The organism is Mannheimia haemolytica, assembly GCF_004342115.1.
GTDB classification, from domain to species: Bacteria; Pseudomonadota; Gammaproteobacteria; order Enterobacterales; family Pasteurellaceae; genus Mannheimia; species Mannheimia haemolytica.
In genome coordinates, this window is record NZ_SMAC01000007.1 from 17,047 (window position 1) to 42,646 (window position 25,600).

Annotated in this window: 26 protein-coding genes and 4 tRNA genes; 8 read left to right on the forward strand and 22 right to left on the reverse strand. The window is 41.5% G+C overall.

The window, feature by feature from the left end; translation table 11 throughout:
• Window positions 1–6 precede the first annotated feature (6 nt).
• The 4 genes from EDC41_RS03405 to glyQ form a co-directional block, all read right to left on the reverse strand.
• Window positions 7–471: a hypothetical protein gene (locus tag EDC41_RS03405; RefSeq protein WP_006249974.1), complete on the reverse strand. Its 465-nt coding sequence runs from the start codon at window positions 469–471 to the stop codon at window positions 7–9.
• A 377-nt stretch (window positions 472–848) separates the two neighbouring features.
• Window positions 849–1,883 (reverse strand): PDDEXK nuclease domain-containing protein, encoded by a 1,035-nt coding sequence (locus EDC41_RS03410; protein ID WP_006252573.1) that lies wholly within the window; start codon window positions 1,881–1,883, stop codon window positions 849–851.
• A gap of 42 nt (window positions 1,884–1,925) precedes the next feature.
• Window positions 1,926–2,186 carry a hypothetical protein gene (locus EDC41_RS03415; protein ID WP_006249972.1) on the reverse strand — a complete coding sequence of 87 codons (261 nt, stop codon included), beginning with the start codon at window positions 2,184–2,186 and terminating at the stop codon, window positions 1,926–1,928.
• A 79-nt stretch (window positions 2,187–2,265) separates the two neighbouring features.
• Entirely contained in the window at window positions 2,266–3,174 is a 909-nt protein-coding gene (glyQ, locus tag EDC41_RS03420) for a glycine--tRNA ligase subunit alpha (RefSeq protein ID WP_006249971.1), read from the reverse strand.
• Between the two features lie 194 nt (window positions 3,175–3,368).
• Between glyQ and EDC41_RS03425 the strand changes: the two genes are divergently transcribed.
• A complete protein-coding gene (locus EDC41_RS03425) occupies window positions 3,369–3,980 on the forward strand; it encodes a pentahemic C cytochrome (protein ID WP_006249969.1) in 612 nt (203 codons plus the stop codon).
• 83 nt (window positions 3,981–4,063) lie between these two features.
• On the opposite strand, the gene EDC41_RS03430 is transcribed toward EDC41_RS03425, so the two are convergent.
• The 9 genes from EDC41_RS03430 to ltnD all read right to left on the reverse strand — a co-directional run bounded on the left by EDC41_RS03430 (window position 4,064) and on the right by ltnD (window position 13,725).
• Window positions 4,064–4,681, reverse strand: coding sequence for an NAD(P)H-binding protein (locus EDC41_RS03430; RefSeq protein WP_006249968.1), 618 nt, complete (start codon window positions 4,679–4,681; stop codon window positions 4,064–4,066).
• Between the two features lie 2 nt (window positions 4,682–4,683).
• Entirely contained in the window at window positions 4,684–6,501 is a 1,818-nt protein-coding gene (gene hutW, locus EDC41_RS03435) for a heme anaerobic degradation radical SAM methyltransferase ChuW/HutW (protein WP_020831012.1), read from the reverse strand.
• Window positions 6,502–6,657: 156 nt separating this feature from the next.
• Window positions 6,658–7,347, reverse strand: a complete 690-nt coding sequence (locus tag EDC41_RS03440; RefSeq protein ID WP_006250798.1) for a cyclase family protein — start codon at window positions 7,345–7,347, stop codon at window positions 6,658–6,660.
• 11 nt (window positions 7,348–7,358) lie between these two features.
• Window positions 7,359–8,699: a carboxylesterase family protein gene (locus EDC41_RS03445; RefSeq protein ID WP_006252571.1), complete on the reverse strand. Its 1,341-nt coding sequence runs from the start codon at window positions 8,697–8,699 to the stop codon at window positions 7,359–7,361.
• 61 nt (window positions 8,700–8,760) lie between these two features.
• Window positions 8,761–10,119, reverse strand: coding sequence for a GntT/GntP/DsdX family permease (locus EDC41_RS03450; protein ID WP_006252570.1), 1,359 nt, complete (start codon window positions 10,117–10,119; stop codon window positions 8,761–8,763).
• 52 nt (window positions 10,120–10,171) lie between these two features.
• Window positions 10,172–10,948: a 2-oxo-tetronate isomerase gene (otnI, locus tag EDC41_RS03455; RefSeq protein WP_006252569.1), complete on the reverse strand. Its 777-nt coding sequence runs from the start codon at window positions 10,946–10,948 to the stop codon at window positions 10,172–10,174.
• 1 nt (window position 10,949) lies between these two features.
• On the reverse strand, window positions 10,950–11,582 hold the full coding sequence (gene otnC / locus EDC41_RS03460; protein WP_006252568.1) for a 3-oxo-tetronate 4-phosphate decarboxylase: 633 nt from the start codon (window positions 11,580–11,582) through the stop codon (window positions 10,950–10,952).
• Window positions 11,579–12,820 carry a 3-oxo-tetronate kinase gene (gene otnK / locus EDC41_RS03465; protein WP_115262460.1) on the reverse strand — a complete coding sequence of 414 codons (1,242 nt, stop codon included), beginning with the start codon at window positions 12,818–12,820 and terminating at the stop codon, window positions 11,579–11,581. The genes otnC and otnK overlap by 4 nt, the downstream gene beginning before the upstream one ends.
• Complete coding sequence (ltnD, locus tag EDC41_RS03470; protein ID WP_006252566.1) at window positions 12,820–13,725, reverse strand: L-threonate dehydrogenase; 906 nt, start codon at window positions 13,723–13,725, stop codon at window positions 12,820–12,822. Before ltnD ends, otnK begins: the two co-directional genes overlap by 1 nt.
• A 173-nt stretch (window positions 13,726–13,898) precedes the next feature.
• On the opposite strand from ltnD, the gene EDC41_RS03475 reads away from it, so the two are divergent.
• On the forward strand, window positions 13,899–14,657 hold the full coding sequence (locus tag EDC41_RS03475) for a DeoR/GlpR family DNA-binding transcription regulator (RefSeq protein ID WP_006249959.1): 759 nt from the start codon (window positions 13,899–13,901) through the stop codon (window positions 14,655–14,657).
• Between the two features lie 139 nt (window positions 14,658–14,796).
• Here the strand turns inward: EDC41_RS03475 and ffh are convergent, their stop codons facing one another.
• The 8 genes from ffh to mutY form a co-directional block, all read right to left on the reverse strand.
• On the reverse strand, window positions 14,797–16,188 hold the full coding sequence (ffh, locus tag EDC41_RS03480) for a signal recognition particle protein (protein ID WP_020831011.1): 1,392 nt from the start codon (window positions 16,186–16,188) through the stop codon (window positions 14,797–14,799).
• 335 nt (window positions 16,189–16,523) lie between these two features.
• Window positions 16,524–16,599, reverse strand: a tRNA-Asn gene (locus EDC41_RS03485).
• Window positions 16,600–16,604: 5 nt separating this feature from the next.
• Window positions 16,605–16,680, reverse strand: a tRNA-Phe gene (locus tag EDC41_RS03490).
• Window positions 16,681–16,850: 170 nt separating this feature from the next.
• A tRNA-Asn gene (locus EDC41_RS03495) sits at window positions 16,851–16,926 on the reverse strand.
• 5 nt (window positions 16,927–16,931) lie between these two features.
• A tRNA-Phe gene (locus EDC41_RS03500) sits at window positions 16,932–17,007 on the reverse strand.
• Between the two features lie 137 nt (window positions 17,008–17,144).
• Window positions 17,145–18,236, reverse strand: a complete 1,092-nt coding sequence (mltC, locus tag EDC41_RS03505) for a membrane-bound lytic murein transglycosylase MltC (protein ID WP_006250805.1) — start codon at window positions 18,234–18,236, stop codon at window positions 17,145–17,147.
• A gap of 16 nt (window positions 18,237–18,252) precedes the next feature.
• Entirely contained in the window at window positions 18,253–18,522 is a 270-nt protein-coding gene (locus tag EDC41_RS03510) for an oxidative damage protection protein (RefSeq protein WP_006248012.1), read from the reverse strand.
• A 3-nt stretch (window positions 18,523–18,525) separates the two neighbouring features.
• Window positions 18,526–19,671: an A/G-specific adenine glycosylase gene (mutY, locus tag EDC41_RS03515; protein ID WP_006252565.1), complete on the reverse strand. Its 1,146-nt coding sequence runs from the start codon at window positions 19,669–19,671 to the stop codon at window positions 18,526–18,528.
• 83 nt (window positions 19,672–19,754) lie between these two features.
• On the opposite strand from mutY, the gene gloA2 reads away from it, so the two are divergent.
• The 6 genes from gloA2 (at window position 19,755) to EDC41_RS03545 (ending at window position 24,659) form a co-directional block, all read left to right on the forward strand.
• Entirely contained in the window at window positions 19,755–20,147 is a 393-nt protein-coding gene (gloA2, locus tag EDC41_RS03520) for an SMU1112c/YaeR family gloxylase I-like metalloprotein (protein ID WP_006250807.1), read from the forward strand.
• Window positions 20,148–21,017, forward strand: a complete 870-nt coding sequence (locus EDC41_RS03525; protein WP_006250808.1) for a DMT family transporter — start codon at window positions 20,148–20,150, stop codon at window positions 21,015–21,017. It abuts the gene before it with no gap.
• A 15-nt stretch (window positions 21,018–21,032) separates the two neighbouring features.
• Window positions 21,033–21,746, forward strand: coding sequence for a DNA/RNA nuclease SfsA (sfsA, locus tag EDC41_RS03530; RefSeq protein ID WP_006250809.1), 714 nt, complete (start codon window positions 21,033–21,035; stop codon window positions 21,744–21,746).
• Between the two features lie 60 nt (window positions 21,747–21,806).
• Entirely contained in the window at window positions 21,807–22,328 is a 522-nt protein-coding gene (gene hslV, locus EDC41_RS03535) for an ATP-dependent protease subunit HslV (RefSeq protein WP_006250810.1), read from the forward strand.
• A gap of 51 nt (window positions 22,329–22,379) precedes the next feature.
• Window positions 22,380–23,705 (forward strand): HslU--HslV peptidase ATPase subunit, encoded by a 1,326-nt coding sequence (gene hslU, locus EDC41_RS03540; RefSeq protein WP_172459177.1) that lies wholly within the window; start codon window positions 22,380–22,382, stop codon window positions 23,703–23,705.
• A 75-nt stretch (window positions 23,706–23,780) separates the two neighbouring features.
• Complete coding sequence (locus EDC41_RS03545; RefSeq protein ID WP_020831010.1) at window positions 23,781–24,659, forward strand: VirK/YbjX family protein; 879 nt, start codon at window positions 23,781–23,783, stop codon at window positions 24,657–24,659.
• Window positions 24,660–24,718: 59 nt separating this feature from the next.
• On the opposite strand, the gene EDC41_RS03550 is transcribed toward EDC41_RS03545, so the two are convergent.
• The gene (locus tag EDC41_RS03550) at window positions 24,719–25,435 is read right to left on the reverse strand and encodes an arginine ABC transporter substrate-binding protein (RefSeq protein ID WP_020831009.1); all 717 of its coding nucleotides are present in this window, start codon (window positions 25,433–25,435) and stop codon (window positions 24,719–24,721) included.
• Window positions 25,436–25,600 lie beyond the last annotated feature (165 nt).

A 25,600-nucleotide genomic window follows, 5' to 3' on the forward strand; every position in this document is an offset into this window, starting at 1 on the left:
TTTAAATTACCAATTTTTATATAAATGTTCTTTGATTTCTTCTATTTCTAATTGTGCTATATTTTCATTATAAAGCTCTCTAGCTAATTTCCTAATTTTGATGTCTAAATCTTTTTTATAATCTTGAGCTTCTAATAGCCCATTTTGTAATTCATTAAAATGTTCTTCAGCTTCTTTTCTAGCATTATCATTCTTGCCATTCATTAGTAGAGACAATTTTTCAAATCCTTTTATACTTGTATCCATATCAAAGTCAGATAATAATGATATGTAGCGTTTTTCTATTTCCGAGTTTTTTTCAAATAATGTTATGGCGTATCCCAATTTTTCACATTTAATATTATATTCTGAATTTAATTCTTTTGCTTTTTCTGCTAAGTCACTTGTAATTTTTTCGAAACTTTCGCCCGATACTTGTATTATATTCTCAAGTTGATCTATAGTTGTAGATAATAATTTTTTAATTGACATATATTTCCTTTATTATATCCTTTTCTTTGCTTTTATTGTACTTATCAAGAAATGAGAGCAACTTTATGATTAACTTGCAAAAAAGTACTAGACTAATCAATCTCTCACTACGTTTTCACTTCTGCTAAATCTCCCCTAGCCCCTCTTTGCTAAAAAGGGGAATTTGATCTTCGTAAATTTATAATTCATCTTTCTTCATTAAGATTGTAAATAGTCAGATGAATTAAAATTACTCACTAAATGATCGCCCCCTCTTTAGCCAAAGAGGGGGAGGGGGGAGATTTGAAAATCTCTAACCACCCACCAACGGAATATGCAACCAAATCGTTTCCATCACACTTTCATTTTGCAACATTTCCGCTGATTTTAACCGCTTGCTATTTTAGTAAAAACCGCTCTTTCGCCCTTTCCACCGCCAAATGCAACCGTTGTTCCAATACCACTTTACTCGGCAACACGGTCATATATTCCGCAATATGAATATCGGAATTTTTCAAATCCAACAATTCCACTTGCTCCTGCTTTTTACCGGTGCAGAGAATCATTCCAAGCGGTGGGTTTTCGTCTGCTTCTTGCTCGTATTTCGCCAGCCACGCCAAATAGAGTTCCATTTGACTTTTGTGGGAATGTTTGAAGCTTTCGGTTTTTAGTTCAATCGCAATCAGGCGTTTGAGTTTACGGTTATAAAACAGCAGATCGATATAGAAATCATCATTATCAATCTGAATCCTTTTTTGGCGGGCGACAAAGGTAAAACCCGCCCCAAGTTCCAGTAAAAACTGTTCGATCTCTCGTAGAATCGCATCTTCGAGATCACGTTCCATATAACGGTCGTTAAGGTCGAGAAAATCCAAAATATAGGGATCTTTCAACACCATTGACTGATTATATTCGCCTTTTTCACGTAGCAAACTCAATTCAGCGATAATGGTTTCATCGGGCTTTTTGGAAATTGCCGTGCGTTCAAACAATAATGAGCCAATGCGATCTTCTAATGTCCTTGTACTCCAACGCTCCTGTGCAGCCATTGTTGCATAGAACCCTCGCTTTGTTGGATCATCAATATGAATAATCTGCTTAAAATGTGTCCAGCTTAATTGTGCACGCAGTGCGTGCACAATTTCCAAATTAGGGAAAGTTGTAGCAAATTGCATTGTATAATTTAAATGGCGTTTACTCCAACCTTTACCAAATTGCTCCGTCAGACTTTGAGCAAGATTTTTCACCACTTCTTGCCCATATTCCGCACGTTCACCCTGCAAAATATAGTCATTGATCCGTTTTCCGATATGCCAATAAAGCAAGGTTAATTCTGCATTAACCGCAACGGTCATTCGTTGCTTACTCGATTGAATAAGTTGTGAAATTTCATTCACAAATTCAGCCGAATTATCTGCTATTACTGTCTTCATTATTGGCTCCTTTGCAACATTTCCGCCAAATTCAACCGCTTGTTAGCCGAAAATACCCTCTAATTCAGCCAAATCCAGCACGACTTTTTCGCCTTCGATCAGCAATGCCGGAATGCCAATATAGCCGTTGGCTTTGGCGTGGTCAAAGGCAGAATGCGTGTCTCGCAGTTTCAAAAATGGTTTAAGTGTTGAGCCTCCTTTGGTGATGTCGCACGGCTCATATTCAATGCCCAAGCGGTCTAGTTCTGCCACAAATGGGGCGGTATCCGGACACCAATCGGCGAAGTATAAAATCGGTTTCATCGTAAATCCTTGTAGGGACACGATGCTTCGTGTCCGTTTTGTAATTTATTGACGGACGCCAAGCATGGCGTCCCTACGATTATTTTTTACACCCCGGGAACCCCAACGCTTCACGGCTGGCATAGTACGCTTCAGCAACGCCTTTGGTTAAGGCACGAATGCGTAGAATGTAGCGTTGGCGTTCAGTTACCGAGATCGCTTTACGAGCATCTAATAAGTTAAAGCTGTGAGCGGCTTTTAAAATGCGTTCGTATGCCGGCAATGGCAATGGTTTTTCTAGGCCTAACAGGTATTGGGCTTCTTTTTCGTACTGCTCGAAGCATTGGAACAGGAAGTCCACATCAGCGTATTCAAAGTTGTAGGTGGATTGCTCCACTTCGTTTTGGTGGAATACGTCGCCGTAGGTGGTTTTACCGAGTTCGCCGTCAGACCACACGAGGTCGTACACGCTGTCCACGCCTTGAATGTACATCGCCAAACGCTCTAAGCCGTAGGTGATTTCGCCTGTCACCGGTTTACATTCCAAGCCGCCGACTTGCTGGAAGTAGGTGAATTGGGTCACTTCCATTCCGTTCAGCCACACTTCCCAACCTAAGCCCCACGCCCCAAGCGTTGGGTTTTCCCAGTTGTCTTCCACAAAACGAATGTCGTTTTGGGTTGGGTCGAAACCGAGCATTTTCAGGCTGTCGAGGTAAAGTTCTTGAATGTTATCCGGCGAAGGTTTAATCACCACTTGGAACTGGTAGTAGTGCTGTAAACGGTTCGGATTTTCGCCGTAGCGACCGTCTGTCGGGCGGCGAGATGGTTGCACATAGGCAAACGCCATTGGCTCAGGGCCAAGCGCACGCAGGCAGGTCATTGGGTGCGAGGTGCCTGCCCCCACTTCTAAATCGAACGGCTGCACAATGGTGCAACCTTTGCTTGCCCAGTAGTCTTGCAGGGCTAAAATCATTCCTTGAAAGGTTTTTACGTTGAATTTTGTACTCATTTTATTTTCTCTTGAATTTGAAAAATGGTCGAAAAATACTGGTTATTATAGCTTGTAAGCGGTCATTTTTTGGGATTTTTTTGCAAAAAATTAAGAAATCGACATAAAATCAGTTTTATGATGTAAATCAACGCTTTTTTGCTCAATTTGTGTAACATATAACCTAATTTCTCATCTAATTTGTGGGGTTTATGATGAAATCATTATCGAAAATCGCTTTCTGTTTCTTGGCATTCATCATGCCAACATTTTGTTTTGCCGGTTCAAACAGTTACACCACGGAAACAATCCCTTTATTTGCCGATGAAAATTTGACACAGAAAATCGGGCAGCTAGAAGCCGGAGCAGAAATTAAATTGGTGCAAACAACCGCAAAAGCCGCTGAAATTGAGCTGAATTTATGGCGAAAAAGCAAAGGTTTCGGGCGGATTTGGTATCATTCTTTCAGTAAAAATATTACCGATGCGGTATTTGAGAAATCTTTTATCAGCAACAACCCACTGTTAGAGATTGTAGAGAGCAAGGAAGATCCGAACACCGGCTTGGTATGGCAAAAAGTGAAAATGAACGTGTGGGTGGAAAATGCCGAATTTACCCAAGATCTCACTAACTTTTGGGCGAACACCAAAAATACCTATAAAACAGAATGCAGCGTGTGCCATAAACAACGTGATCCTAAAATGCATGATGCAAACGAATGGATTGCAGTATTTAACGGAATGGTCGGTTTTACCGATATGGACGAAGCTACCCAGAAAAAGGTGCTTCGCTACTTGCAGATGAATGCGGCATCCAGTTCTCAATAAAATAGAAAAAGATCTCACAAGCGGTCTGTTTTATAGTTGCAAAATAACCATAAAATATGCCCGCTTGCCTTCGTTGAAATATACTATCCCCTATTAATAATAGAGAAGATTTGATGATTTTCCGTACTATCCAGTAAACGCACTATGCCTGTTGCGACAGATTTACGGCTTACATACATTTTCCGTTCATTAGGTAAATCACGCACAATCTGATACTCATCATTTACTTCATCATTATTTAACCCACCGGGTCGAATAATCAGCCAATTTAATGCTGTTTGCTGTAAATAAGCTTCAGCTTCCGTCTTGGCTTTTAGTGCTTCACCTAAAGCTTGCTGTGCTAATGGGCTAATTAAATCCCATTGTTCTGCACACCCAACACTAGTAACTAAAACTACTTTCGTAGTTGGTGAATATTTTTCAACTGCTTTTATCAAATTAATATTTGCTGTTTTGTCGCTACGAATACCTTGTTCATTTTTTCCTCCTACTACCGTAATCAAGATTTCCGGTTGTGTTTTTTGTAACAAGGCGTTGCAGGATTCCAAATCTAATAAATCTGCTATTTCTACTGCTATATTTCGTTCGCTGAAAAACGTATCCATAGCATCTTTTCGTAAGACGGCTATCGTTTTCTCTCTAGGTAATTTGTCACAGATTGCTCGTCCTAACAACCCATTTGCCCCACAAACCAAAATCATGACTAGCATCCTCCAATTAATTTCCGCATGGCTTGAATCTGATTTTCTCGTAATTGACCTTGTTCATCACGCCCAACAAAAATCTTAAACATCGCCTCACCGCTTTGATTGATAAAAGTTAACGCCACCGTTCTTTTTCCCATAAATGGGCGATCAAGTAAGTAAATAGCAGCACAATTTTCATAGCGTAAATGACCGTGAATTCCTCCATCTACACCATGTTCAAAATTATAAAAGCCTCGCCCAATTTTACCTTGTGGCAATTTAGCAGTTACCTCTGCAATCGCATCAGGCGTATGAATAATAAAAGTCACAGCTTCATTCCAACCAGCAATTGCCTGCATAATTTCCACAAAACGCTCACCACCTGTTTGCATTACCATTTCTTTGGGCAGACAGTTAATTACCGATTCCAAGCTACATTGATTCATTCCTGCCAGCATTTCTAAAATTTGCCCTGGGTTTTCTTTTAAATTTGTCCGCAATTTATTTTCTAATTCTTTAGTTAATGGCGTTATCATGTTGTTATCCTTACTTGATTGAGGAAGTGTTAACATTAGTTTACGAATTAATGTTGGTGACCAGTAACGACCACTGGTATTGAGATATACTTGATTTTTTTCACGCTTCAGTAAATCAAGCGCTTCCCATTGTTGCAATAATTTTTCAGCTTTCGCATTTTGTTCAAAAGGCGTTGTATCTAAGTAACCCAATTCCATGCTATGTTGTATCACACCAAGCAGTGCTTTATGTTCACCATGTTTACTCAAAAAAGAAAGGCTTTTCTGATCAAGAGGCGAATCTAAGTAGGTCTTTAAATCAGATTGTACTTGGTAACTCAGCCCACCAAAATTTCCCCCCGCACCGGAACCAAATGCCAAACAAGGCATATTCGATTTAACCAAAGTATTATAGCGATTGCGTTCACCTCGATTTGGAAAAGCAAAGTGGTTATTGCTCACTTGCTGCCAACCTTGTGCTTTTAACTTCTCTACTGCATAAGCATAGTGTAAGCTTTGGGTGTCAAACCCTGCGGGCGCAGGTAATTTTCCATGTTCAATTAAGCGATTAATAGGCAGGAAAGGATAATTATTAAAGGCGTAAATATCTAAGCCTGAGATCGGTAAACTAGTCGCAATTTCAATATCGTTTTGCCAGATATCATCTGTTTGGTTTGGCAAGCCAAAAATTAAATCAGCAACAATCACAGCATTTAATTCCGATAAGGCTTTTAAATAAGTTTGAGCCTCTTCGCCACTATGTTTGCGCCCTAAACGTTTGCGAATTTCGGAGTTAAAAGTCTGAATACCAATAGAAATACGGTTCACGCCTGCTTCAATACAAGCCTTAGCCTTATCTATATCAAAATGGCTAATTCTACCCTCAATAGTAAATTCACAGTCTTCAGCGAGTGGCAAATAACGATAACAAGCTCGAATCAATCGTACTAAATCTTCTGTATGTAACGCTGTTGGCGTTCCTCCACCAAAATAAACGGCATGAATCTTACCTTGTCCTCGCCATAGTGAAGATTCATATCGAAGTTCACTAATCACACGATCAGTATAAATCTGGCTATAATTTTCCTTCCAAGCATTGCGATAAAAACCACAAAAAATACAATGACTAGCACAAAACGGAATATGGAAATAAGCTAAACCATCCTGTAATAACGCATTTGGTGCTTGTTCCAGCCATAAAGATTGCCATTGATTGCGTTCAATATTTTTCCCACCCCAAATAGGCATAAGTGCTTGTCGTTCTGGGAAAGCATTTGGAGAGGTTTGTTGAGATGTCCAGTGTGTATCTTTTATAATCATTATCGAAACAAAATAGTGCTATAAACAAGGTCATATTTATAACAAAATTAAGTTATGAATGACTTGATTAAAATCAAATAATAATTATTTTCAATTAATGATTGAGTTATGCTTACTATAGTAAATAGCCTCTCCTAAAATGAATATAGCTATGGTTTATTGCTGTAATTCCACAATACAAGTCACTTGACTGGAATCTAACCCTTTAATTCGCCACGGTGCATTAAAAAACTGCTTAATGTTGGCATTTTTAGGGAGTTCCGCTAAGTGCATATCTTCAATCACAGTGGTAAACCTGCCGGTATAGTAGCCTAAAATCGCTCGATGGCAATTTTTAGGGTTTTCCGCATCAGGCACTCGGGAAGAAGGAGACCCTAGTGCCAAGAAATCAATGCCTACTCCTTTCAAATTCGGGAAAGTATCAGATAAATACTGCCCGGCACCGGTTGAAATATAGGGGCATTCATTTTGATAAATAGCAGGGTTCTCGGTTCTATATTTCTCAAACCCCGTTCGTAAAAAGGCAAAAGACACCTTGGAGAGAATATCGACATAAGGCAATAAATCTTCTTTGGTGATCCCTTCTGCCTCTCCTTTGGGAATTTCAATTAAAGCGACCTCTTTATGGCAGAAATACTCTATCGGCAATTCATTGATACTTAAACCGTCTTTCACAAAGTGGCGAGGAGCGTCCATATGTGTGCCGCAATGATTCGGTAGTTTCGTGATAAAACTGCTAAATGGCGTTTCTTCACCTACGTCTGTGCAGCGAGTCACCTCAACAACAGGTTCTCCCGGCCAAGCTAAATCTTTAGGATCTAACGGGTGAGACAAATACATAAACATAGTGAGCCTCCTTAGTGGCGTTTTTGCTGAAGTAACCACCCAATCACCTCAGGGCTGTGATACACAGCGTCCCAAGTATTATGAGGGTTATTATTGACAATGCCGTTGTCGCCGGCTTGTTCAAAAGTGAATTCGGTATATTTCACATTGGGGGCATTTAACTCATCTTTGAGAATGCGGTAGTTAATGCGAGAACCTTTTACCGGCGAGACTTTGTCCTCTTTACTATGGAAAAACCAAATCGGTATATGTTTAATTGCCGCCAAATTCGTTTTGGTGGCATTGCCGTCCACCCATTCGTTGGTGTAGGCTTCACGACCGCTCATTAATAATGCTCCGGCAAAGAAATTCGGGCGAGCCAACAACAGATTTAAGCCCCCTTCTGCACCTCGAGATAAACCATTGATATAAATGCGTGTGGTATCAATTTGAGGATTGGCTTTGAGGGTTTCATCAATCATTTTTAACACGAGATTGATACGATTTTCCGTTTGCCAGTGAATACCGCCTTTTTGCCCCTTGGCGGCATTATCAAATGGGTCAAACACTTGGTCGTATTGAGGAGCAAGCACAAAACTTGGGGCATAAGGCAGGGTAGCAATCGCCCCTTTACTGGAAAGCAGGTGAGCCAAATTATCCGATCCGACTTGCCCTGAGCCGTGTAGGAAAATCACAAGCGGGTATTTTTCACCATTTTTTTGCAAAGGCGAATAGAAGCGGTAGTTCAGCTTATTTTCAGGTTTGTCTAAGCTCACTTGTTTTGCGACAAAATCATCGAGATAAGGGGTTTTGATTTTGTCGGGTTCAGCGGTTTGTGTCCATTCAGCCTTGCCTAGAGTTGTGCCGCTGGTTAATTTAAGCAAGCCTTTTTGTTCCACCGAATAGATTAGGCGATTTGCAAAAAATTCGGGAATTTTGACCGCTTGTACTTTCTCGGTTTCGACAATGTTGCCGTTTTCATCTTTGGATTTAAACTTCATCGGTGCTTTATTGGCATCTTTTACGCTATAAGTTGCCGCATTTTTATCTGCCGTATCCAATTCAATAATTACAAATTTACCGGCTTGCGGAAGTGCGGTCACTTTTGGCTCATTATTGACATAGGCTTTGAGTACCGAACGGTTTTCTTTCTCCGCACTATCTAATGCCGTTTTGACCTGATACAGTTGGCGAAGATCGCTACCCGATAATACATTATCAGGATATTCCAATGCCACGCCGTTAATTTTTTGACCTTGAGCGGTGATTTCGGCAAGCAGCGTGATATTGGTTAATTGATTTTCTTGAACTCTATCCTCCGCATAAAGGGCGGAAGAGATTAATAGCATACATAAAAGCGATTTTTTCAGCATAGGTTTCTCCTAAAAAAATCCACCTCATAAGAGGCGGATTTTAAGCAGTAACAGAGTGATATTAAACGAATAACATCCAAATAATGCCAACAACAGCAAAGGCGATTACACCGAAAATAGTGGTTAAAAACGTCCAAGTTCTTAAGCCTACCGATACGGGAACATTGAAGAACTTCGTCCATACCCAGAAGAGTGAATCATTAACGTGGGATAAGGTCATTGAACCAGCTCCGATAGCACAAGTGAGCAATGCAAGCTGTAATTCAGTGTACCCCGCTGCTGCGGCTGCCGGAGCTAAAATCGTTGTAGTAGTAATGGTTGCAACTGTTGCCGAGCCTTGTGCGGCACGCAGTAAAGCAGACAGAATGAAAGCCAGAACCAGTAATGGTAAACCTGTGTTGGCTAATACATCTGCCAATGCTTTACCTACGCCACTGGCATCTAACACTTTACCGAACATACCGCCGGCACCAGTGATTAAAATAATCCCGGCAATCGGTGCTAACGCAGAATCCAGCATTTCTTCTAATTTATGCTTAGTCCAACCGTATCTAAAGCCTAGTACATAAGCAGAAAGACAAACAGCCACAAATAAGGCAAACGGAGAGCTTCCTACCATACTGAACACTTCACGCACGATATGTTCTTTCGGCAAGGTTGTTGCCGTTACCGTACCTAACATAATCAGGATCAAAGGGAAAGAAATCATTGCCAATACTTTACCGAAAGAAGGTAATTCAATCCCTTTCTCTTTAATCAAATCTTTTTGGTGCTGTAAAAGATCGGTTGAAGTCACTACTTTTACAAAGTAATTTTTCGTAAAGAATGGAATAAACTTCTGACCGATTAAATATGCCGGCAGTGCTGCAACTAAACCAATTCCCAATACAAAGCCAATATCAGCGTTTAAGTTCTGTGCACCCGCCACAATTCCCGGGTGAGGCGGAAGCAAAACGTGAACCAATAACATAGAAAGCCCGATAGGTAGTGAGTAAACCAAAATATTTCCACCTAAACGTCTCGCCACACTAAAAATAATCGGGATCAATACGATAAAACCAACATCAACGAAAACCGGTATCCCGAAGATAAAGCCAGTCATACCCAATGCAAAGGGAGCATTTTTCTCACCAAAACGCTGTAACAACCAATTTGCTAATACGTCCGCACCGTGAGATTTTTCGATAATTTTCCCTAACATTGCTCCTAAACCAACGATCAGAGCAACACTTCCTAGAGTACTCCCCATCCCTGAAATCAAGGTTGGGATTACTTTATTCATTGGAATACCTGCAGTTAAGGCAACTGCGATACTTACTAATCCCAATGCTAAGAATGGGTGTACTTTACCTTTAATCATAATGACCAGAAGAGCAACTACGCTTGCTAATCCAATCAAAATTAACATTTCATTTGACATAAAGTTTCCTTCTAAATGTTGTATTCACGTATTTATCCGCTAATCATCGTGGTTATTTATACTGCTCAAACCAACCTAGTCCTGAGGTGGTTTCCGCTCGTGGTTTATACTCGCAACCTACATAGCCTTCATACCCGATTTCATCGAGTTTGTTGAAGATATATTGGTAGTTAATTTCCCCTTCGTCCGGTTCGTGGCGATCTGGCACAGAGGCAATTTGAATGTGGGCAAATTTACCCTTGAGTTTGTCGGTTAGGCGAGATAAGTTGCCGTCCACATTCTGTGCGTGGAAGTAGTCAAGCTGTACAAACACATTGTCTCGGTTTACCGCTTCCACAATTTCTAGCGTATCAAACTGGCTTTTAAGCAGATAATTCGGTTTCACTTCCGGGCTTAGGGCTTCAAGCAAAACGTTAATGCCGTGCGGTTTGAATTTATCGGCGGCATATTGCACGTTTTCGATAAAGGTTTGTTTATAGGCTTCACGATCTTCGCCTTCTGGCACGACCGCTGCCATCACGTGCACATTTTTACAACCTAATGCGAGGGCGTATTCCAACGCCAAATCAATGTCACGATGGCTATCGGCTTCACGCCCCGGAATGGCGGAAACGCCCCATTCCCCTTGAGCAACATCGCCGGCTGCGGTATTGAATAACACCTGTTTTAAGCCATATTGCTCAAGTTTGGCTTTCAGTTCTGCTGCCGGATAATCGTAAGGCCATAAATACTCTACATATTTAAATCCAGCGTTGGCAGCCGCTTCAAAACGATCTAAAAACGGCACTTCGTTAAACATCATCGTCAGGTTTGCTGCAAATTTAGGCATTTTATTTTCCTCTGTTTTTCAGATCATTGACTTCGTCATCGGTGAGATAACGGACTTTTTGACCTTGTAGAATAAAATGGAGTTTGGCGGTTTCTTCCAACTCTTCGGTATTATCCACCGCATCACGCAGGTCTGAACCTGTAACTACAACCCCGTGATTTGCCAGTAAAAAGGCTTTACCGTCCAAGGCTCGTTCCCCCAACTCTCGGGCAATGTTGATGTCGCCTGGGCGGTAGTAAGGAATGACCGGCAATTTTCCCACCCGCATCACATAGTAAGGGGTGAAAGCACGCATAGCGTTGTCGGTATCCAAATTCTCCAAGCAAGAAAGTGCGGTTAAATAAGTGGAATGTAGATGCACAATCGCTTGGCAAGCCAGGTTTTTCTGATACATCGCTAAGTGGAATACTGATTCTTTTGAAGGCTTATCTCCTGAAAGAACATTACCCTGCATATCCAATACGGAAAGGCGGTCTGCCTCTAAACGCCCGAGCGATGAGCCGGTTGGGGTAACTAAAATGCGATTTTCATCTAAACGCACAGAGAGGTTGCCCGCTCCGCCAACGGTATAACCCCGCTCAAACAGCGAGCGGGCAAGATTGACCATTTCAATCTTTTGTTCTTGTTCTGTCATACAAACATCTCCTGAGCAAAACTGAAGAAATCTTCTTTACCGAAGTTACCCGATTTCAATGCAAGAAAAATCGGTTTTTCGACCGCTTGTAACCACGGCACGCCCGGTGCAATTTGTTTGCCGATGTGGAAACCGCTGAATCCAAGTTTCTGAACCACAATACTCGAAGTTTCACCGCCTGCGGTAATAAAGTTAGTTACGCCTGCGGCTTGTAATTTTTCGGCTAATTTGGCAAAGGTATTTTCAATGGCGTGGCTGGCTTTATCGCCGCCGAATTGGGTTTGAATCTCTTTCAATTTTTCAGGGGGAACGGTGGCATAAACCATTGGGGCAAAGTCACCGTCTAGGTTTGCAATCACCCATTGATAAAGCGTTTCTACATAGTTCGGATCCTGAATGGCTTTTTCCGCTTCTAAGAAATAACTTGGGGCTTTTTGCTGGTAAGCCGCCACTTGGGTATTGGTCATTACCGAGCAAGAACCCGAAAGCACAACGGTTTTGCCTTTGCTTGGTACAAACGCATTCGTGCCTTTTTTGCCGCCTGAACGGTAAGCCGCCATATAAGCCCCTAAGCCTGAACCGCCTGTGACTAATTGAAAATCGGCAACCGCTTCGGCAAGCACCGCAAGTTGTGAATTATCGGCAGCATCTACTACCGCATATTTGTAGCCTTGCTGTTTCAATTCAGCAAAACGGGCTTTCACACACTCTGCCCCTTGAATCACATCAGCATAGGCAACCAAGCCGGTTTTGCCTTGAGATTGTGCATCCATTAAACGCACCAAGTTGGCATCTTTCATCGGGGTAATCGGGTGGTTACGCATACCAGATTCATTCAGTAGCACATCGCCCACAAACAAATAGCCGTTGAAAATGGTTCTGCCATTGACAGGCAGAGCCGGTGTGACTACGGTAAAATCGGTATCTAATGCCGCCATTAGGGCATCGGTTACCGGCCCGATATTGCCTTTCTCCGTGCTGTCAAAAGTGGAACAATATTTAAAGTAGAATTGCGAGCAACCATTTTGTTTCAGCCAATCTAAGGCTTGTAATGATTGTTGGATTGCTTCTTCCACAGGGTTAGAGCGAGATTTCAGGCTAATCACAATCGCATCAACTTGACTGTTAAGTGTAGTTTTCGGCACACCATTCATTTGCACCGTTTTTAGCCCGTTTTCGGTTAAGAAGCTGGCAATATCGCTCGCACCAGTAAAATCATCTGCAATAATGCCTAACATTAGTTGTCTCCCTTTTTTGGTAGCTCAATACCGCTGAAAATTTTGATGACCGCACTATCATCTTCTTTGCCGTAACCTGCATTGCTTGCTTCAGTAAACATTGAGTACGCTGTGCTTGCTAAATGAAGTGGGAAGCGTAATGATTTCGCTGTGTCATTCACTAAGCCTAAATCTTTGACGAAAATATCTACCATTGAAAGCGGGGTGTAGTCGCCATCAACAACGTGTTTCATACGGTTTTCAAACATCCAAGAGTTACCTGCTGCATTAGTTACCACATCGTACATCAGATCTAACGGAATGCCGGCACGAGCGGCTAATGCCATCGCTTCTGCACCTGCGGCAATATGCACACCAGCTAATAATTGGTGGATAATTTTCACCGTTGCACCTAAGCCGATCTCTTCGCCGATGTTATAAACTTTTCCTGCAACAGCATCTAAAACAGGTTTTAGTTTCTCAAACGCTTCACTTGAGCCTGATGCCATTACGGTCATTTCACCTTGTGCCGCTTTTGCTGCCCCACCGGAAACCGGAGCATCTAACATCACCAAGCCTAAATCTGTTAATTTCTGTGAAATATCTTTTGCACCTTGTGCAGAAATGGTGGAAGACACCATCACCACCGTGCCTTGTTTCAAATGTTGGGCTAAGCCGTTTTCACCGAATAACACAGCATTCACTTGGTTGGCATTAACCACCAATAACAACACCGCATCTAATTCAGCGGCAAAATCGACCGCACTTGTGCCGACTTTCTTAGCACCTGCTGCTTTTAAGGTTTCCAGATAATTCGGGTTAAGATCCACACCGTATGTGTCTAATCCGGCAGCGATACAAGATTTTGCTGCTCCCATACCCATTGCTCCTAAGCCGATGACGGCTACGCTATATTTTTGACTCATTGTTTATTCCCTCAAATAAATTAATGAACTTGATGGCGGTATATTAACCAATAGAAAAGATAAAATCTGTGATGAAGATCACAAATATTAACAATAAATGTGAATTTTTGTGATTTTAATTTTGGAAGCTAAATCTGATATAATCTCTTTTAACAATTAAAATAGGTTAAAAAATGATCCCCTTAGAGAGACAACGAGAAATACTACGACTTATTAATAATAATGGTGTCGCAAGTATTAATTTTCTGGCAGAACAGCTAAAAGTATCACATATGACAATTCGCCGTGATATTCAAAAGCTGGAAGAGCAAGGTAAGGTATCCCTAGTATCTGGTGGAGTTCAATCTCTTGAACGATTAATCATGGAATTACCACACGATGATAAATCAATGTTATTCCAAGAGCAGAAATCAGCTATAGGATCTTTAGCATCACAGCTAATTCCCTCAAACACAACTATTTATCTTGATGCTGGAACTACTACATTAGAAATAGCTCATCGGATAATCGATAGAAATGACTTACTAGTTGTAACAAACGATTTTGTTATTGCTCACTATCTTAGTAATTCAGGAAAATGTGATTTAATTCATATAGGAGGAAGTGTCTGTAAAGAAAACCTATCGACAACTGGTTCACTTGCAGCAGAATTTCTGAAAAACCTATCAATCGATATGGCATTTATATCTACTTCATCCTGGAATTTAAAAGGTCTAACAACGCCGAACGAAAATAAAATCCCCGTTAAAAAAGCAATTTTAGAGGCATCAAAGCAAAACATTTTAGTGACAGACTCTTCAAAATATGGAAAAGTCGCAACTTTTTTTGTTTGCCCTCTTACTGTATTTGACCAGATTATTTGTGATAAAGGATTATTTGAGAATGTACGAGACGCACTGAAAGGGCTAAGTATTAAATTAGATTTAGGATAATCTTCTTACCAATTTTTTCTGAGAACGACAAGCAATCAAAAAGTATTATTTTTGCAAATAAGATATTAATAGGGAAAGTTAACAATCCTAGCAACGGATTGTTAACTGATTTTCGGCTGGTACTAATAAAATAGGAATATTAACGTTTACCAAACATACTGCCTAAGCCACCGAGACCGCCTAGACCACCACCCATCATACCTTTAACACCACGCATCATTTTTGCCATTCCGCCTTTACGCATTTTTTTCATCATACGTTGCATATCATCAAACTGCTTGAGCAGCTTATTTACATCTTGCACCTGTGTTCCGGAGCCAAGTGCGATACGGCGGCGGCGTGAGCCTTTAATAATATCCGGATTTGCCCGCTCTTTTAAGGTCATAGAATTGATGATGGCTTCCATTTTCATGAACATTTTATCATCAACCTGACTTTTAACGTGGTCAGGCAGGTTTTTCGCCCCCGGTAGTTTATCGAGCATCGACATCATTCCACCCATTTTTTTCATTTCGATAAGCTGCTCACGGAAATCTTCCAAGGTAAATTCATCGCCTTTTTTGAATTTGGCGGCAATTTTTTCCGCTTTTTCTTGATCAACCGAGCGTTGAATATCTTCAATTAAAGACATTACATCGCCCATACCTAAAATGCGGGAAGCCACACGGTCAGGGTGGAACGGCTCAAGGGCATCAGTTTTTTCACCCACACCTAAGAATTTAATCGGTTTACCGGTGATTTGGCGAATAGAAAGTGCCGCACCGCCTCGGGCATCACCATCGACTTTGGTAAGAATAACACCGGTAAGCGGCAACGCTTCGTTAAAGGCTTTTGCGGTGTTGGCGGCGTCTTGACCGGTCATCGCATCAACCGTAAATAGCGTTTCAATCGGATTCAGCACAGCGTGGATTTGTTGGATCTCTTCCATCATTTCGCCATCAACGTGTAAACGACCGGCAGTATCCACAATCAATACATCAAAGAAATTAAGCTTAGCGTGCTTCAGTGCCGCTTCTGCAATCGCTACCGGTTTTTGGCTGGTTTCGGTCGGGAAGAAGTCCACTTTTAACGTTTCAGCAAGGGTCTGTAGCTGCTTGATAGCGGCAGGGCGGTAAACATCGGCAGAAACTACCAACACCTTTTTCTTGTGGCGTTCTTTCAGGAATTTTGCCAATTTGCCGACAGAGGTGGTTTTACCCGCACCTTGCAAACCTGCCATTAAAATTACCGCAGGCGGTTGGGCCGCAAGATTCAGCTCCTCGTTGGCTTCTCCCATTGCCGTTTCTAATTCGCTTTGTACGATTTTTAAGAACTCTTGCCCCGGCGTGAGGCTTTTGTTTACCTCAACCCCTAACGCACGCTCTTTGACCTTGTTGATGAAATCACGCACAACAGGGAGGGCAACATCCGCCTCCAACAATGCCATACGAACTTCACGCAGGGTATCTTTAATATTATCTTCCGTTAGGCGACCTTTGCCCGTAATGTTACGCAGCGTTTTAGACAGTCTGTCAGAGAGGTTTTCAAACATATCAGCTTTCTCAATTTGCAAAATTTTAGGAAAAAAGTACCGCTTGTGAGCGGAAAGTTGCCGCCATTATACAAAAAAAAGCGTTACGGTTATAGGGAAATAAAAAAACGGCATAGCGATTAAACTATGCCGTAAAATTTGACGATATTCGAGGAATCATTATTTAGTTATATTGTGCGATCATAATACTCCGAATTGCGTATAAAAGTGAAGTGATATTTTCAAATTTATGTTAGAAATGAGAGGTAAATTACAAAATTAAAGGGGATATTATTGTTTGAAAAAATAAGAGCGAAAAGAAAACCCTGATGATTGCTCATCAGGGCTTCGGAATATGGCTCCTCCTGCGGGACTCGAACCTGCGACATATGGATTAACAGTCCACCGTTCTACCGACTGAACTAAGGAGGAATTGATGGTGCCTCGAGGCGGAATCGAACCACCGACACGGGGATTTTCAATCCCCTGCTCTACCGACTGAGCTATCGAGGCAACGTCGTTGCGTGGTGCATTATGCTGATTTTTTCGGGCTTCGTCAAATACAATTCTCAAAAATTTAGCGTTTTTGAACGCATAATACTAAAAATTGAGCAATTTCTTAGTAGTTAGCCGGAAAGCTCAAAAAGAAAACCCTGATGATTACTCATCAGGGCTTCAGAATATGGCTCCTCCTGCGGGACTCGAACCTGCGACATATGGATTAACAGTCCACCGTTCTACCGACTGAACTAAGGAGGAATTGATGGTGCCTCGAGGCGGAATCGAACCACCGACACGGGGATTTTCAATCCCCTGCTCTACCGACTGAGCTATCGAGGCAACGTCAACGTCGTTGCGTGGTGCATTATGCTGATTTCAGCTTGCAACGTCAAACGTTTTTTTGCAAATTTAAAAAAACCGCTGCTCAAATGTGCTTTTTTTATACTTTTCGGCTAAAAAACAGCATAATTCACACACTAACGAATATTGCGATATTTCTCTCTGGCGGTGGTTACTTTTCTTAAATAATTTCTAGCTTGAGAAGATGGATGAGCAGTGGTTAAAATTCGATAAACCGCATCAGGCGAAAGATCGTTAATTCTATCAATCGCAGAGTATCGGTCTGAATCAAACACTCGTAATACCGCACCTGCTCCGCTATTGTATGCAGAAATCATTGCATAGCGTTTAGCCACAGGATCTTCAATTCCATCTAAGTATTCATCACGCAAAATAGTCAAATAAAGCGTACCTGCATCAATGTTATTTGATGGATTATAAAGATATTCACGACTTGGCTGCCCTCCCATACCTTTACGGGCAAAAATATCACGCCCGGCGGTACGAGGTACAACCTGCATTAAGCCAATCGCATTGGCATAGCTGATGGCATAAGGGTTGAATGCTGATTCGACTTCCATAATCCCTAAAATCAAACTTGGCTCAATACCATACTGCTTCGCCATTTTACGCACCAGCGGTAAATATTGTCTGGCACGTACTTCAATGTGTCCTGCCACCATTTTAATCGTTACAAAGCTCACAGTTTGACCATTTTTCAAACGGCGTGTTTGCACCTTATTTTGCAACAAATAAGTCGCAAAATCATTGGCGATGGCAACATTGGTAATATTTCGCCCGAATTGATCTTCAACCTGTCCGTTTAGGAAAGGGTTAGAGCTAATCGGTGCATCGCCTGAGGCAAATAAATCAATCCCTTTCGGGTCTCTGCCCATTAATAAAGTATGAATAATCGAATTGCGTAGATGATTCTGATTCCCTAAAGTCTCAATCGTAATCACCCCTTCTTCAAACGAAATATGGCTACGGGTGTAAAACTTATCCGTATATTTCACATAATCTTTCTTACTGGCAACTAACAGCTCGTTACTTCCCCAAATATCATCAATATTGTGAGAAAACTGCCCTGCCAAAATATCCAAACCATTGGTATCTTTAGAATAATCTACTCGGGTAGATTTTGGCTTCTTAGTCGATTTATTGCTCCCACAAGCAATAAGAAACGGAATAATTGCCAACATCGGCAAATATTTAGCATATTTTTTCATTGTGATTTAACCTTTATTATTCGACCGGCTTATAGCCTTCGATGATGATCTCTTTACCTTCAAATAAAAAATTGACCATCTCTTGTTCGAGCAGTTTACGGTGTTCGGGGTTCATCATACTGAGTTTTTTCTCATTGACGATCATTGTCTGTTTTTTAATCCACTCAGACCACGCTTGCTTGCTGATTGAGTCAAAAATACGCTTACCCAGCTCCCCCGGATAAAGTTGAAAATCTAAACCTTCTGCCTCTTGTTTTAAATATTCGCAAAATACGGTACGAGCCATAATTTAATCCTTAATCTCATTTTTCACACTGAATGCCAGCTCATCTAAAATACGTTTAACCGGCGTTGCTAAACCCACTTCGTTATGTTGGTGCAAATCATACCAATAATCCGCATTTGAAGATACCTTAGAAAGATAATTTCCTGCTTTTTCTTCGACAACAAGCGGTGAATTTTCACTTGTTTTTTTCAAATCGGTTTCTACTAAAACCGGGGTAATATCCAAATGAAAATGGCTAAAAGTATGCCTAAATGCAGTTAATTGCTGTGAAATTTGCAAATTTTGCATAAAATCAGACCGCTTGAGAGCCTCTAAGCTCTCAAATTGCGGAAACGCAAATAAGCCCCCCCAAATGCCTTTTGCTTCCCGTTTTTGTAACAGCACTTTCGAGCCGCTTCTCAGCACTAAAAAATAGGTTTGACGCTCCGGCAAGGTTTTTTTCGGTTTCTTGGCAGGGAAGCTATCCCACGCTTGCATTGCATTCGTTTTACAATTTTCTTGTAGCGGGCAGAGCAAGCACTTAGGCTTTGTACGGGTGCAAATCATCGCCCCTAAATCCATCATCGCTTGGTTAAAGTCTGCCACTTGGGTATCAGGCGTCACACTTTCGCTTAATTGCCAAAGGCGATTTTCCACCGCTTTTTCACCCGCCCAGCCTTCTACTGCAAAATAGCGGCTTAACACCCGTTTGACATTGCCATCTAAAATCGGGTGTGGGGCATCTAACACAGAAGACAAAATCGCCCCTGCAGTACTTCTGCCCACTCCGGTTAATGCCAACACATCATCAAATCGGGTAGGAAATTCACCGCCAAACTCATCTCGAATTTGAATTGCCGCTTTATGCAAATTTCTTGCCCGAGCGTAATAACCCAGCCCTGTCCACAAATGCAATACTTCATCAATCGAGGCATTAGCTAAGTCAATTACGGTGGGAAATCGTTCCATAAAACGTGCAAAATAAGGAATAACGGTCGCTACTTGAGTTTGTTGCAACATTACCTCCGACAACCAAACCTGATACAGCGTTTTATTTTGCTGCCAAGGTAAATGTTTCCGCCCATATTGCTCAAACCAAGCTAAAACAGCTTTGGCAAACGGATCAGAAGCTTTTGCTTTCGCTAAAGGAAATGGGGAATTGCTGTTCATTAAAAATCTTGAAATCCGAAAAATAAATTATCATACTGCAAGCGGTCAGTTTTACCAAAAATTTTACACATTAAGGAAAAAAGATGAAATCGCCCATTTTAGGTTTCCACCACATTGCATTAATTGTTTCCGATTACGAAAAATCCAAACATTTCTACACCCGCATTTTAGGGGCAGAGATCATCGCAGAAACCTACCGAGAGCAACGTGCCAGCTATAAATTAGATTTACGCTTTAAAGATGGCTCACAAATTGAATTATTCAGTTTTCCTGAAACGCCGCCTCGTTTCACCTCGCCCGAAACCTGCGGGCTTCGCCATTTGGCATTTCGAGTGGAAAATATTGAATATGCCATCGCATTTTTAGAACAACATCAATTACCGCATGAAGGGATCCGAATTGATGAGATCACCGGCAAACGCTTCACGTTTTTCCGAGATCCGGACGATCTGCCGTTAGAGTTTTACGAGGTCTAAATGTTATATTTACTGATTGCAACCCTGATTTGGGCGAGTTCATTCATTGTAGGTAAAGTGGCGATTTCAGCCTTTGACCCTGTCCAAATTATGCAAATTCGGCTGACGTTAGCGGCGTTTATCGCTCTGCCGTTTTTTATTCCTGCGTATAAAAAAATCCAGAAAAATCAGCACATTAAAGTCTGGCTGATTAGTTTTCTCACTTTTCCTCTGTGCGTGATCTTACAATTTTCCGGCTTGAAATTAACTTCCGCAGCAAGTGCCGTGGCACTACTCGGGCTAAACCCGCTTTTAACTGTGTTAGTCAGCTATTTTTGTTTCAAAAAACAGGCAACCAGGCTCGATTTTATCCTAAGTTTATTTGCCTGCTTGGGGATTTTAATTATGGCATCGGGTAGCGATGATAGCGGTTCAATCAATGTATTAGGATTATTGCTTGTAACCTTAGGCAGTTTAAGTTTTATTGTGGGAATGTACCTCAGCAAAGAGATTCTGCAATCAGTAAAAGTGATCGATTTAACCAAGATCACGCTGGTGCAAGGGGCAATTACCGCCTTACCTATTACCTTACTCTTTGCAGAAAATTGGCAACTGCCAACCAGTCTCTCAGCATGGGCGAGCGTAGCATATTTAGGCATTATTTGTACCAGCTTGGCAATATTGTTATGGAACAAAGGCATCAGCCAATCTTCGCCTATTCTTGCAGGTATTCTACTCGCACTTGAACCGGTATTCGGACTGCTAATGGCATTGGTCTTTTTATCAGAACAGCTCAGTTTAGTGACTTGGGTTGGGATTATTATTGTTATTTGCACCGCCTTACTCTCCGTTTTGCTACCGATGATGAAAAGATACAAGCGGTTAATTTAACAGGATTTTTTGCAAATGAAATTTCCCCCTCTTTCCCACGGCATTTTACTTCGCCGTTATAAACGTTTTCTTGCCGATATTCAGTTGCCAAATGGCGAACAAATTACCCTCCATTGCCCAAATACCGGTGCGATGACAGGCTGTGCCAACCCCGGTGATACAGTTTGGTTTTCCACCTCTCATAACCCCAAACGTAAATATGCTCACACTTGGGAACTAACCCAAACCCAAGCGGGGGATTTTATTTGTGTCAATACCTTGAGAGCCAATCAGCTTGTACAAGAAGCCTTGGAAAATCAATGGATTAGCGAGCTTGCGGATTATCAGCACATTCTGCCTGAACAAAAATATGGCAGTGAAAACAGTCGGATTGATTTTTTGCTCAAATCGGACCTTCTGCCGGATTGTTTTGTGGAAGTGAAATCTACCACCCTTTTAACCGAAAACGGTGTGGGAATGTTCCCCGATGCCAAAACCGAGCGGGGGCAAAAACATTTGCGGGAGCTGACGAAAATCGCTGAACAGGGCTTACAAGCGGTCATTTTTTTCGCTATTTTGCACACAGGTATTGAACGGTTTGAAGTGGCAAAGCAGATAGACCCCAAATATGCCGAATTATTCGCTCAAGCCATTGCACAAAAAGTGCAAGTTCTCTCCTATAAAATGGCAATTTCATTGGAAAACGGGCAACCTATTGCGACAACCTTAACAAAGAAATGTGAGTTTTAAGCTTGAAAACACACAGCATATCCCCATATAAGCCAAAGTTTTTAAAAAGAAGGATTTAGTATGACAACGATTGTATGCGTGCGTAAAGACGGAAAAGTGGCTATCGGTGGTGATGGTCAGGCAACGCTTGGAAATTGTATCGAGAAAGGCACGGTGCGGAAAGTTCGCCGTTTGTATAAAGACAAAGTGGTGACAGGCTTTGCCGGCTCGACCGCTGATGCCTTTATTTTGCGTGATTTATTCGAGAAAAAATTGGAGTTACACCAAGGGCATTTAGTGAAATCGGCAGTGGAACTGGCAAAAGAGTGGCGTACCGAGCGTGCTTTACGCCGTTTAGAAGCGATGATGATTGTCGCCAATGACAGCGAGTTTTTATTGGTTTCAGGTTCGGGCGATGTGATTGAGCCGGAGCAAGATGTACTGGCGATTGGTTCAGGCGGTAACTATGCGAAAGCCGCTGCTCTTGCGTTATTACGCACCGAAAATAATTTATCTGCAAAAGAAATCGTTGCGGAAGCGTTAAAAATTGCCGGCGATATTGATATTTACAGTAACCACAAGCACGTGATTGAAGAAGTTTAGTTAAATAACTCTCTCCCCTTGTGGGAGAGGGTAATTAATTTAAGGAATAACATTATGTCAATGACACCCCGTGAAATCGTCTCAGAATTAGACGCACACATTATCGGACAAAAAGATGCAAAACGTGCGGTAGCAATTGCTTTGCGTAACCGCTGGAGAAGAATGCAGTTGCCGGAAGATCTCCGCCAAGAAGTGACCCCCAAAAATATTTTAATGATCGGTCCGACCGGTGTGGGTAAAACCGAAATCGCCCGCCGTTTGGCGAAGCTTGCCAATGCCCCTTTTATCAAAGTTGAGGCAACCAAATTCACTGAAGTGGGGTATGTGGGTAAAGAAGTGGATTCGATTATCCGTGATCTAGCTGATGTGTCGATGAAATTAGTCCGCCAACAAGCGGTCGAAAAAAATAAAATGCGTGCACAAGATGCAGCGGAAGATCGCATTTTAGACGTATTATTGCCACCGGCGAAAGATCAGTGGGGAAATGTGCAGGAATCCGACAATAATTCTACCCGCCAAACTTTCCGCAAAAAATTGCGTGAAGGGCAATTAGACGATAAAGAGATTGAAATTGACGTGGCAGCTCAAGTGAGCGTTGAGATTATGACCCCGCCGGGAATGGAAGAGATGACCTCGCAATTACAATCGCTGTTTGAGGGAATGTCGCCAAGCAAAACCAAAAAACGCAAAATGAAAATCAAAGATGCGTTAAAGGTGATGCTTGATGAAGAAGCGGCGAAATTAGTAAATCCTGAAGAGCTGAAACAGCAAGCGATTGAAGCGGTGGAACAGCACGGTATTGTCTTTATTGATGAGATCGACAAAATCTGTAAAAAAGGCGAGCATTCGGGTGGAGATGTTTCTCGTGAAGGTGTTCAGCGTGATTTACTTCCAATCATTGAAGGCTCAACGGTAAATACCAAGCACGGTATGGTGAAAACCGACCATATTCTGTTTATCTGCTCGGGGGCATTCCAAGTGGCTCGCCCGTCTGATTTACTCCCAGAATTACAGGGTCGCTTGCCGATTCGTGTGGAGTTAAAATCGCTTACCAAAGAAGATTTTGAGCGTATTTTAACCGAACCGAATGCCTCATTAACCTTGCAATATCGTGAGTTGATGAAAACTGAAGGCGTGGAGATTGAGTTCACTAAAGGCGGTATCAGCCGTATTGCAGAAAGTGCATTCCGTGTGAACGAGAAAACCGAAAACATCGGGGCAAGACGTTTACACACCGTGCTTGAGCGTTTGATGGACGGCATTTCGTTCGATGCCAGCGAACGCCGTGGTGAAAAAATCATCATTGATGAAAACTATGTTTCCGAAGCGTTAAATGACGTGGTGGAAAACGAAGATTTAAGTCGCTTTATTTTGTAGTTTTAAGTTATACAAGCGGTTATTTTAGCGAAAAATCTTGCGAATTAGCCGCTTTTCATATTGTTAGTTGTAAAAATGAAAAATCTATACAAATGGCCTGCTGCACAATCGCTTTATCCAAATCAGGGAAAGAAGTCTTACGCAGGGAAACGTTTTCGTTACCGTCTTCGCTCTTGGTTGCATCATTCCAAAATCAAGCAATTTGAGCAGTTCGTTACACAAAATCCACAACTGATTCCGCTCTTAAATGCTCGACCAAATTACAGCTACCCCGTGGCTCACCGCTTTTTAGATAAGCGTTTCAGTGCAAAACAACGCTTACAAAAAATCACAGATAACCTGCTGTTTTTACCGCAAAAATTGGCTCATTTACCACCTCTATGGGAACAAGCGGTCAATTTTGGTGAAATTATTGCAGATTTTGAGTTATGGCTTAACATCAATGAACATCAGCCGATGGAAGGTTTTTGGGCATTAGAACTTCGCCACAGACCGACTAATCAGCTAGTTTATTTATTAACATTTGGTAAGTTAGATGAAGCCTTGTTGATAGCCGTAATTCAAGGTCCGAATTTTGAAGATTCAAAAGAGCTGGTGAAACAATTAACCAAAAGTTGCCACGGCTTACGCCCGGCCTATTTAATGGTTGAAACGATGAAGGCTTTAACGGCTGTTCTTGGCTATCAGAGTTTACTAGGCATTCCACAGAAATACCAGAATAAATCCCGCTGGGTGCAAAGTAAGCGCTATGTAGTGGATTATGATGCTATTTTTGCGGAATCGGGCGGAAAGCCGGGAAATTATTGGCAGTTACCCCTTGAATTGGAAAGTAAAAAAATAGATGAAATTCCAAGCAAAAAACGCTCAATGTATCGCAAGCGTTATGAAATGCTAGCTAATTTAAAGCAGACCATGGAGCTTATGCTTAAAACTTATACTGGCTTAAATGGGTAAATCAAAGAATACAAGCGGTCAAAATCTGCAAAACTTTGCAAAAAATGACCGCTTACAAGTTACTTGCCGCCCATCCATTTATCATAGATTTTTTGATATTCGCCATTCTCTTTAATCGTTTTTAATGCTGCATTGAATTGATCAACTAATACTTGGTTTTTCAAGTGAGTTGCAATGCCTAAACCATCACCAAAATAGTTTGGATTATTGATTTTCTCCCCTACAAAATCTAGCCCTTCGTGTTTTCTTGCCATCTCAGCCAATACCGGCACATCGCCAAAAATAGCATCAATTCGCCCATTTTGCACATCTAAAATAGCATTTTGATAAGAGGCATAAGATTTCACATTGTACTCTTTTTTCTCTTTTGCTAAATAGTGTTGGTAAGTAGTCCCATTTTGCACACCAATCGTTTTCACCTTAGCAAAATCTATATCTTTTTTCGCAATGAAGGCAGCAGAGCTTGGAAAGTAAGGCTCGCTAAATAATACTTGTTTCTTACGTGGTTCCGCAATACCCATACCTGAAATTGCAGCATCAAATTGTTTTTGTTTTAGGCTTTGGATTAAGCTATCAAAAGGTTGGCTATGGAATGTACAATTTGCATTCATCTCTTTACAGATAGCATTTGCAATATCCACATCAAAACCGATAATTTCTCCCTTCTCGTCGGTCATTTCAAATGGAGGATAGCTTGGCTCCATCACAAATTTGATATCTTGTGCCTGCGCAGTAACCACACACCCGAATAAAAGGGTCAAAAGTGTTTTTTTCATAAAAAGTCCCTGTGTTTTCATTATAAGGATTACCACTTTAACGCAGTTACTTTCTTAAAAAAAGTCTTCTTTTCATAAAGTTTGTTTTATGTCATACAAACACATCAAATTGAGATGTAGTTTCTCAATCCTCTTGATTCCTCTATCTCAAAAAAACAACCAAAA

Excerpts from the sequence above, each read along its gene's own strand:
- otnC (WP_006252568.1), bottom strand. The coding sequence starts at position 11,582 with ATGACAGAACAAGAACAAAAGATTGAAATGGTCAATCTTGCCCGCTCG.
- otnK (WP_115262460.1), bottom strand. The coding sequence starts at position 12,820 with ATGTTAGGCATTATTGCAGATGATTTTACTGGTGCGAGCGATATTGCC.
- EDC41_RS03425 (WP_006249969.1), top strand. The coding sequence starts at position 3,369 with ATGAAATCATTATCGAAAATCGCTTTCTGTTTCTTGGCATTCATCATG.
- otnI (WP_006252569.1), bottom strand. The coding sequence starts at position 10,948 with ATGCCTAAATTTGCAGCAAACCTGACGATGATGTTTAACGAAGTGCCG.
- EDC41_RS03545 (WP_020831010.1), top strand. The coding sequence starts at position 23,781 with ATGAAAAATCTATACAAATGGCCTGCTGCACAATCGCTTTATCCAAAT.
- hutW (WP_020831012.1), bottom strand. The coding sequence starts at position 6,501 with ATGATTATAAAAGATACACACTGGACATCTCAACAAACCTCTCCAAAT.
- EDC41_RS03410 (WP_006252573.1), bottom strand. The coding sequence starts at position 1,883 with ATGAAGACAGTAATAGCAGATAATTCGGCTGAATTTGTGAATGAAATT.
- EDC41_RS03510 (WP_006248012.1), bottom strand. The coding sequence starts at position 18,522 with ATGGCTCGTACCGTATTTTGCGAATATTTAAAACAAGAGGCAGAAGGT.
- gloA2 (WP_006250807.1), top strand. The coding sequence starts at position 19,755 with ATGAAATCGCCCATTTTAGGTTTCCACCACATTGCATTAATTGTTTCC.
- hslV (WP_006250810.1), top strand. The coding sequence starts at position 21,807 with ATGACAACGATTGTATGCGTGCGTAAAGACGGAAAAGTGGCTATCGGT.
- glyQ (WP_006249971.1), bottom strand. The coding sequence starts at position 3,174 with ATGAGTACAAAATTCAACGTAAAAACCTTTCAAGGAATGATTTTAGCC.
- EDC41_RS03405 (WP_006249974.1), bottom strand. The coding sequence starts at position 471 with ATGTCAATTAAAAAATTATTATCTACAACTATAGATCAACTTGAGAAT.
- ffh (WP_020831011.1), bottom strand. The coding sequence starts at position 16,188 with ATGTTTGAAAACCTCTCTGACAGACTGTCTAAAACGCTGCGTAACATT.
- EDC41_RS03450 (WP_006252570.1), bottom strand. The coding sequence starts at position 10,119 with ATGTCAAATGAAATGTTAATTTTGATTGGATTAGCAAGCGTAGTTGCT.
- EDC41_RS03525 (WP_006250808.1), top strand. The coding sequence starts at position 20,148 with ATGTTATATTTACTGATTGCAACCCTGATTTGGGCGAGTTCATTCATT.
- EDC41_RS03430 (WP_006249968.1), bottom strand. The coding sequence starts at position 4,681 with ATGATTTTGGTTTGTGGGGCAAATGGGTTGTTAGGACGAGCAATCTGT.
- mutY (WP_006252565.1), bottom strand. The coding sequence starts at position 19,671 with ATGAACAGCAATTCCCCATTTCCTTTAGCGAAAGCAAAAGCTTCTGAT.
- EDC41_RS03440 (WP_006250798.1), bottom strand. The coding sequence starts at position 7,347 with ATGTTTATGTATTTGTCTCACCCGTTAGATCCTAAAGATTTAGCTTGG.
- ltnD (WP_006252566.1), bottom strand. The coding sequence starts at position 13,725 with ATGAGTCAAAAATATAGCGTAGCCGTCATCGGCTTAGGAGCAATGGGT.
- EDC41_RS03475 (WP_006249959.1), top strand. The coding sequence starts at position 13,899 with ATGATCCCCTTAGAGAGACAACGAGAAATACTACGACTTATTAATAAT.
- EDC41_RS03445 (WP_006252571.1), bottom strand. The coding sequence starts at position 8,699 with ATGCTGAAAAAATCGCTTTTATGTATGCTATTAATCTCTTCCGCCCTT.
- EDC41_RS03415 (WP_006249972.1), bottom strand. The coding sequence starts at position 2,186 with ATGAAACCGATTTTATACTTCGCCGATTGGTGTCCGGATACCGCCCCA.
- mltC (WP_006250805.1), bottom strand. The coding sequence starts at position 18,236 with ATGAAAAAATATGCTAAATATTTGCCGATGTTGGCAATTATTCCGTTT.
- EDC41_RS03550 (WP_020831009.1), bottom strand. The coding sequence starts at position 25,435 with ATGAAAAAAACACTTTTGACCCTTTTATTCGGGTGTGTGGTTACTGCG.
- sfsA (WP_006250809.1), top strand. The coding sequence starts at position 21,033 with ATGAAATTTCCCCCTCTTTCCCACGGCATTTTACTTCGCCGTTATAAA.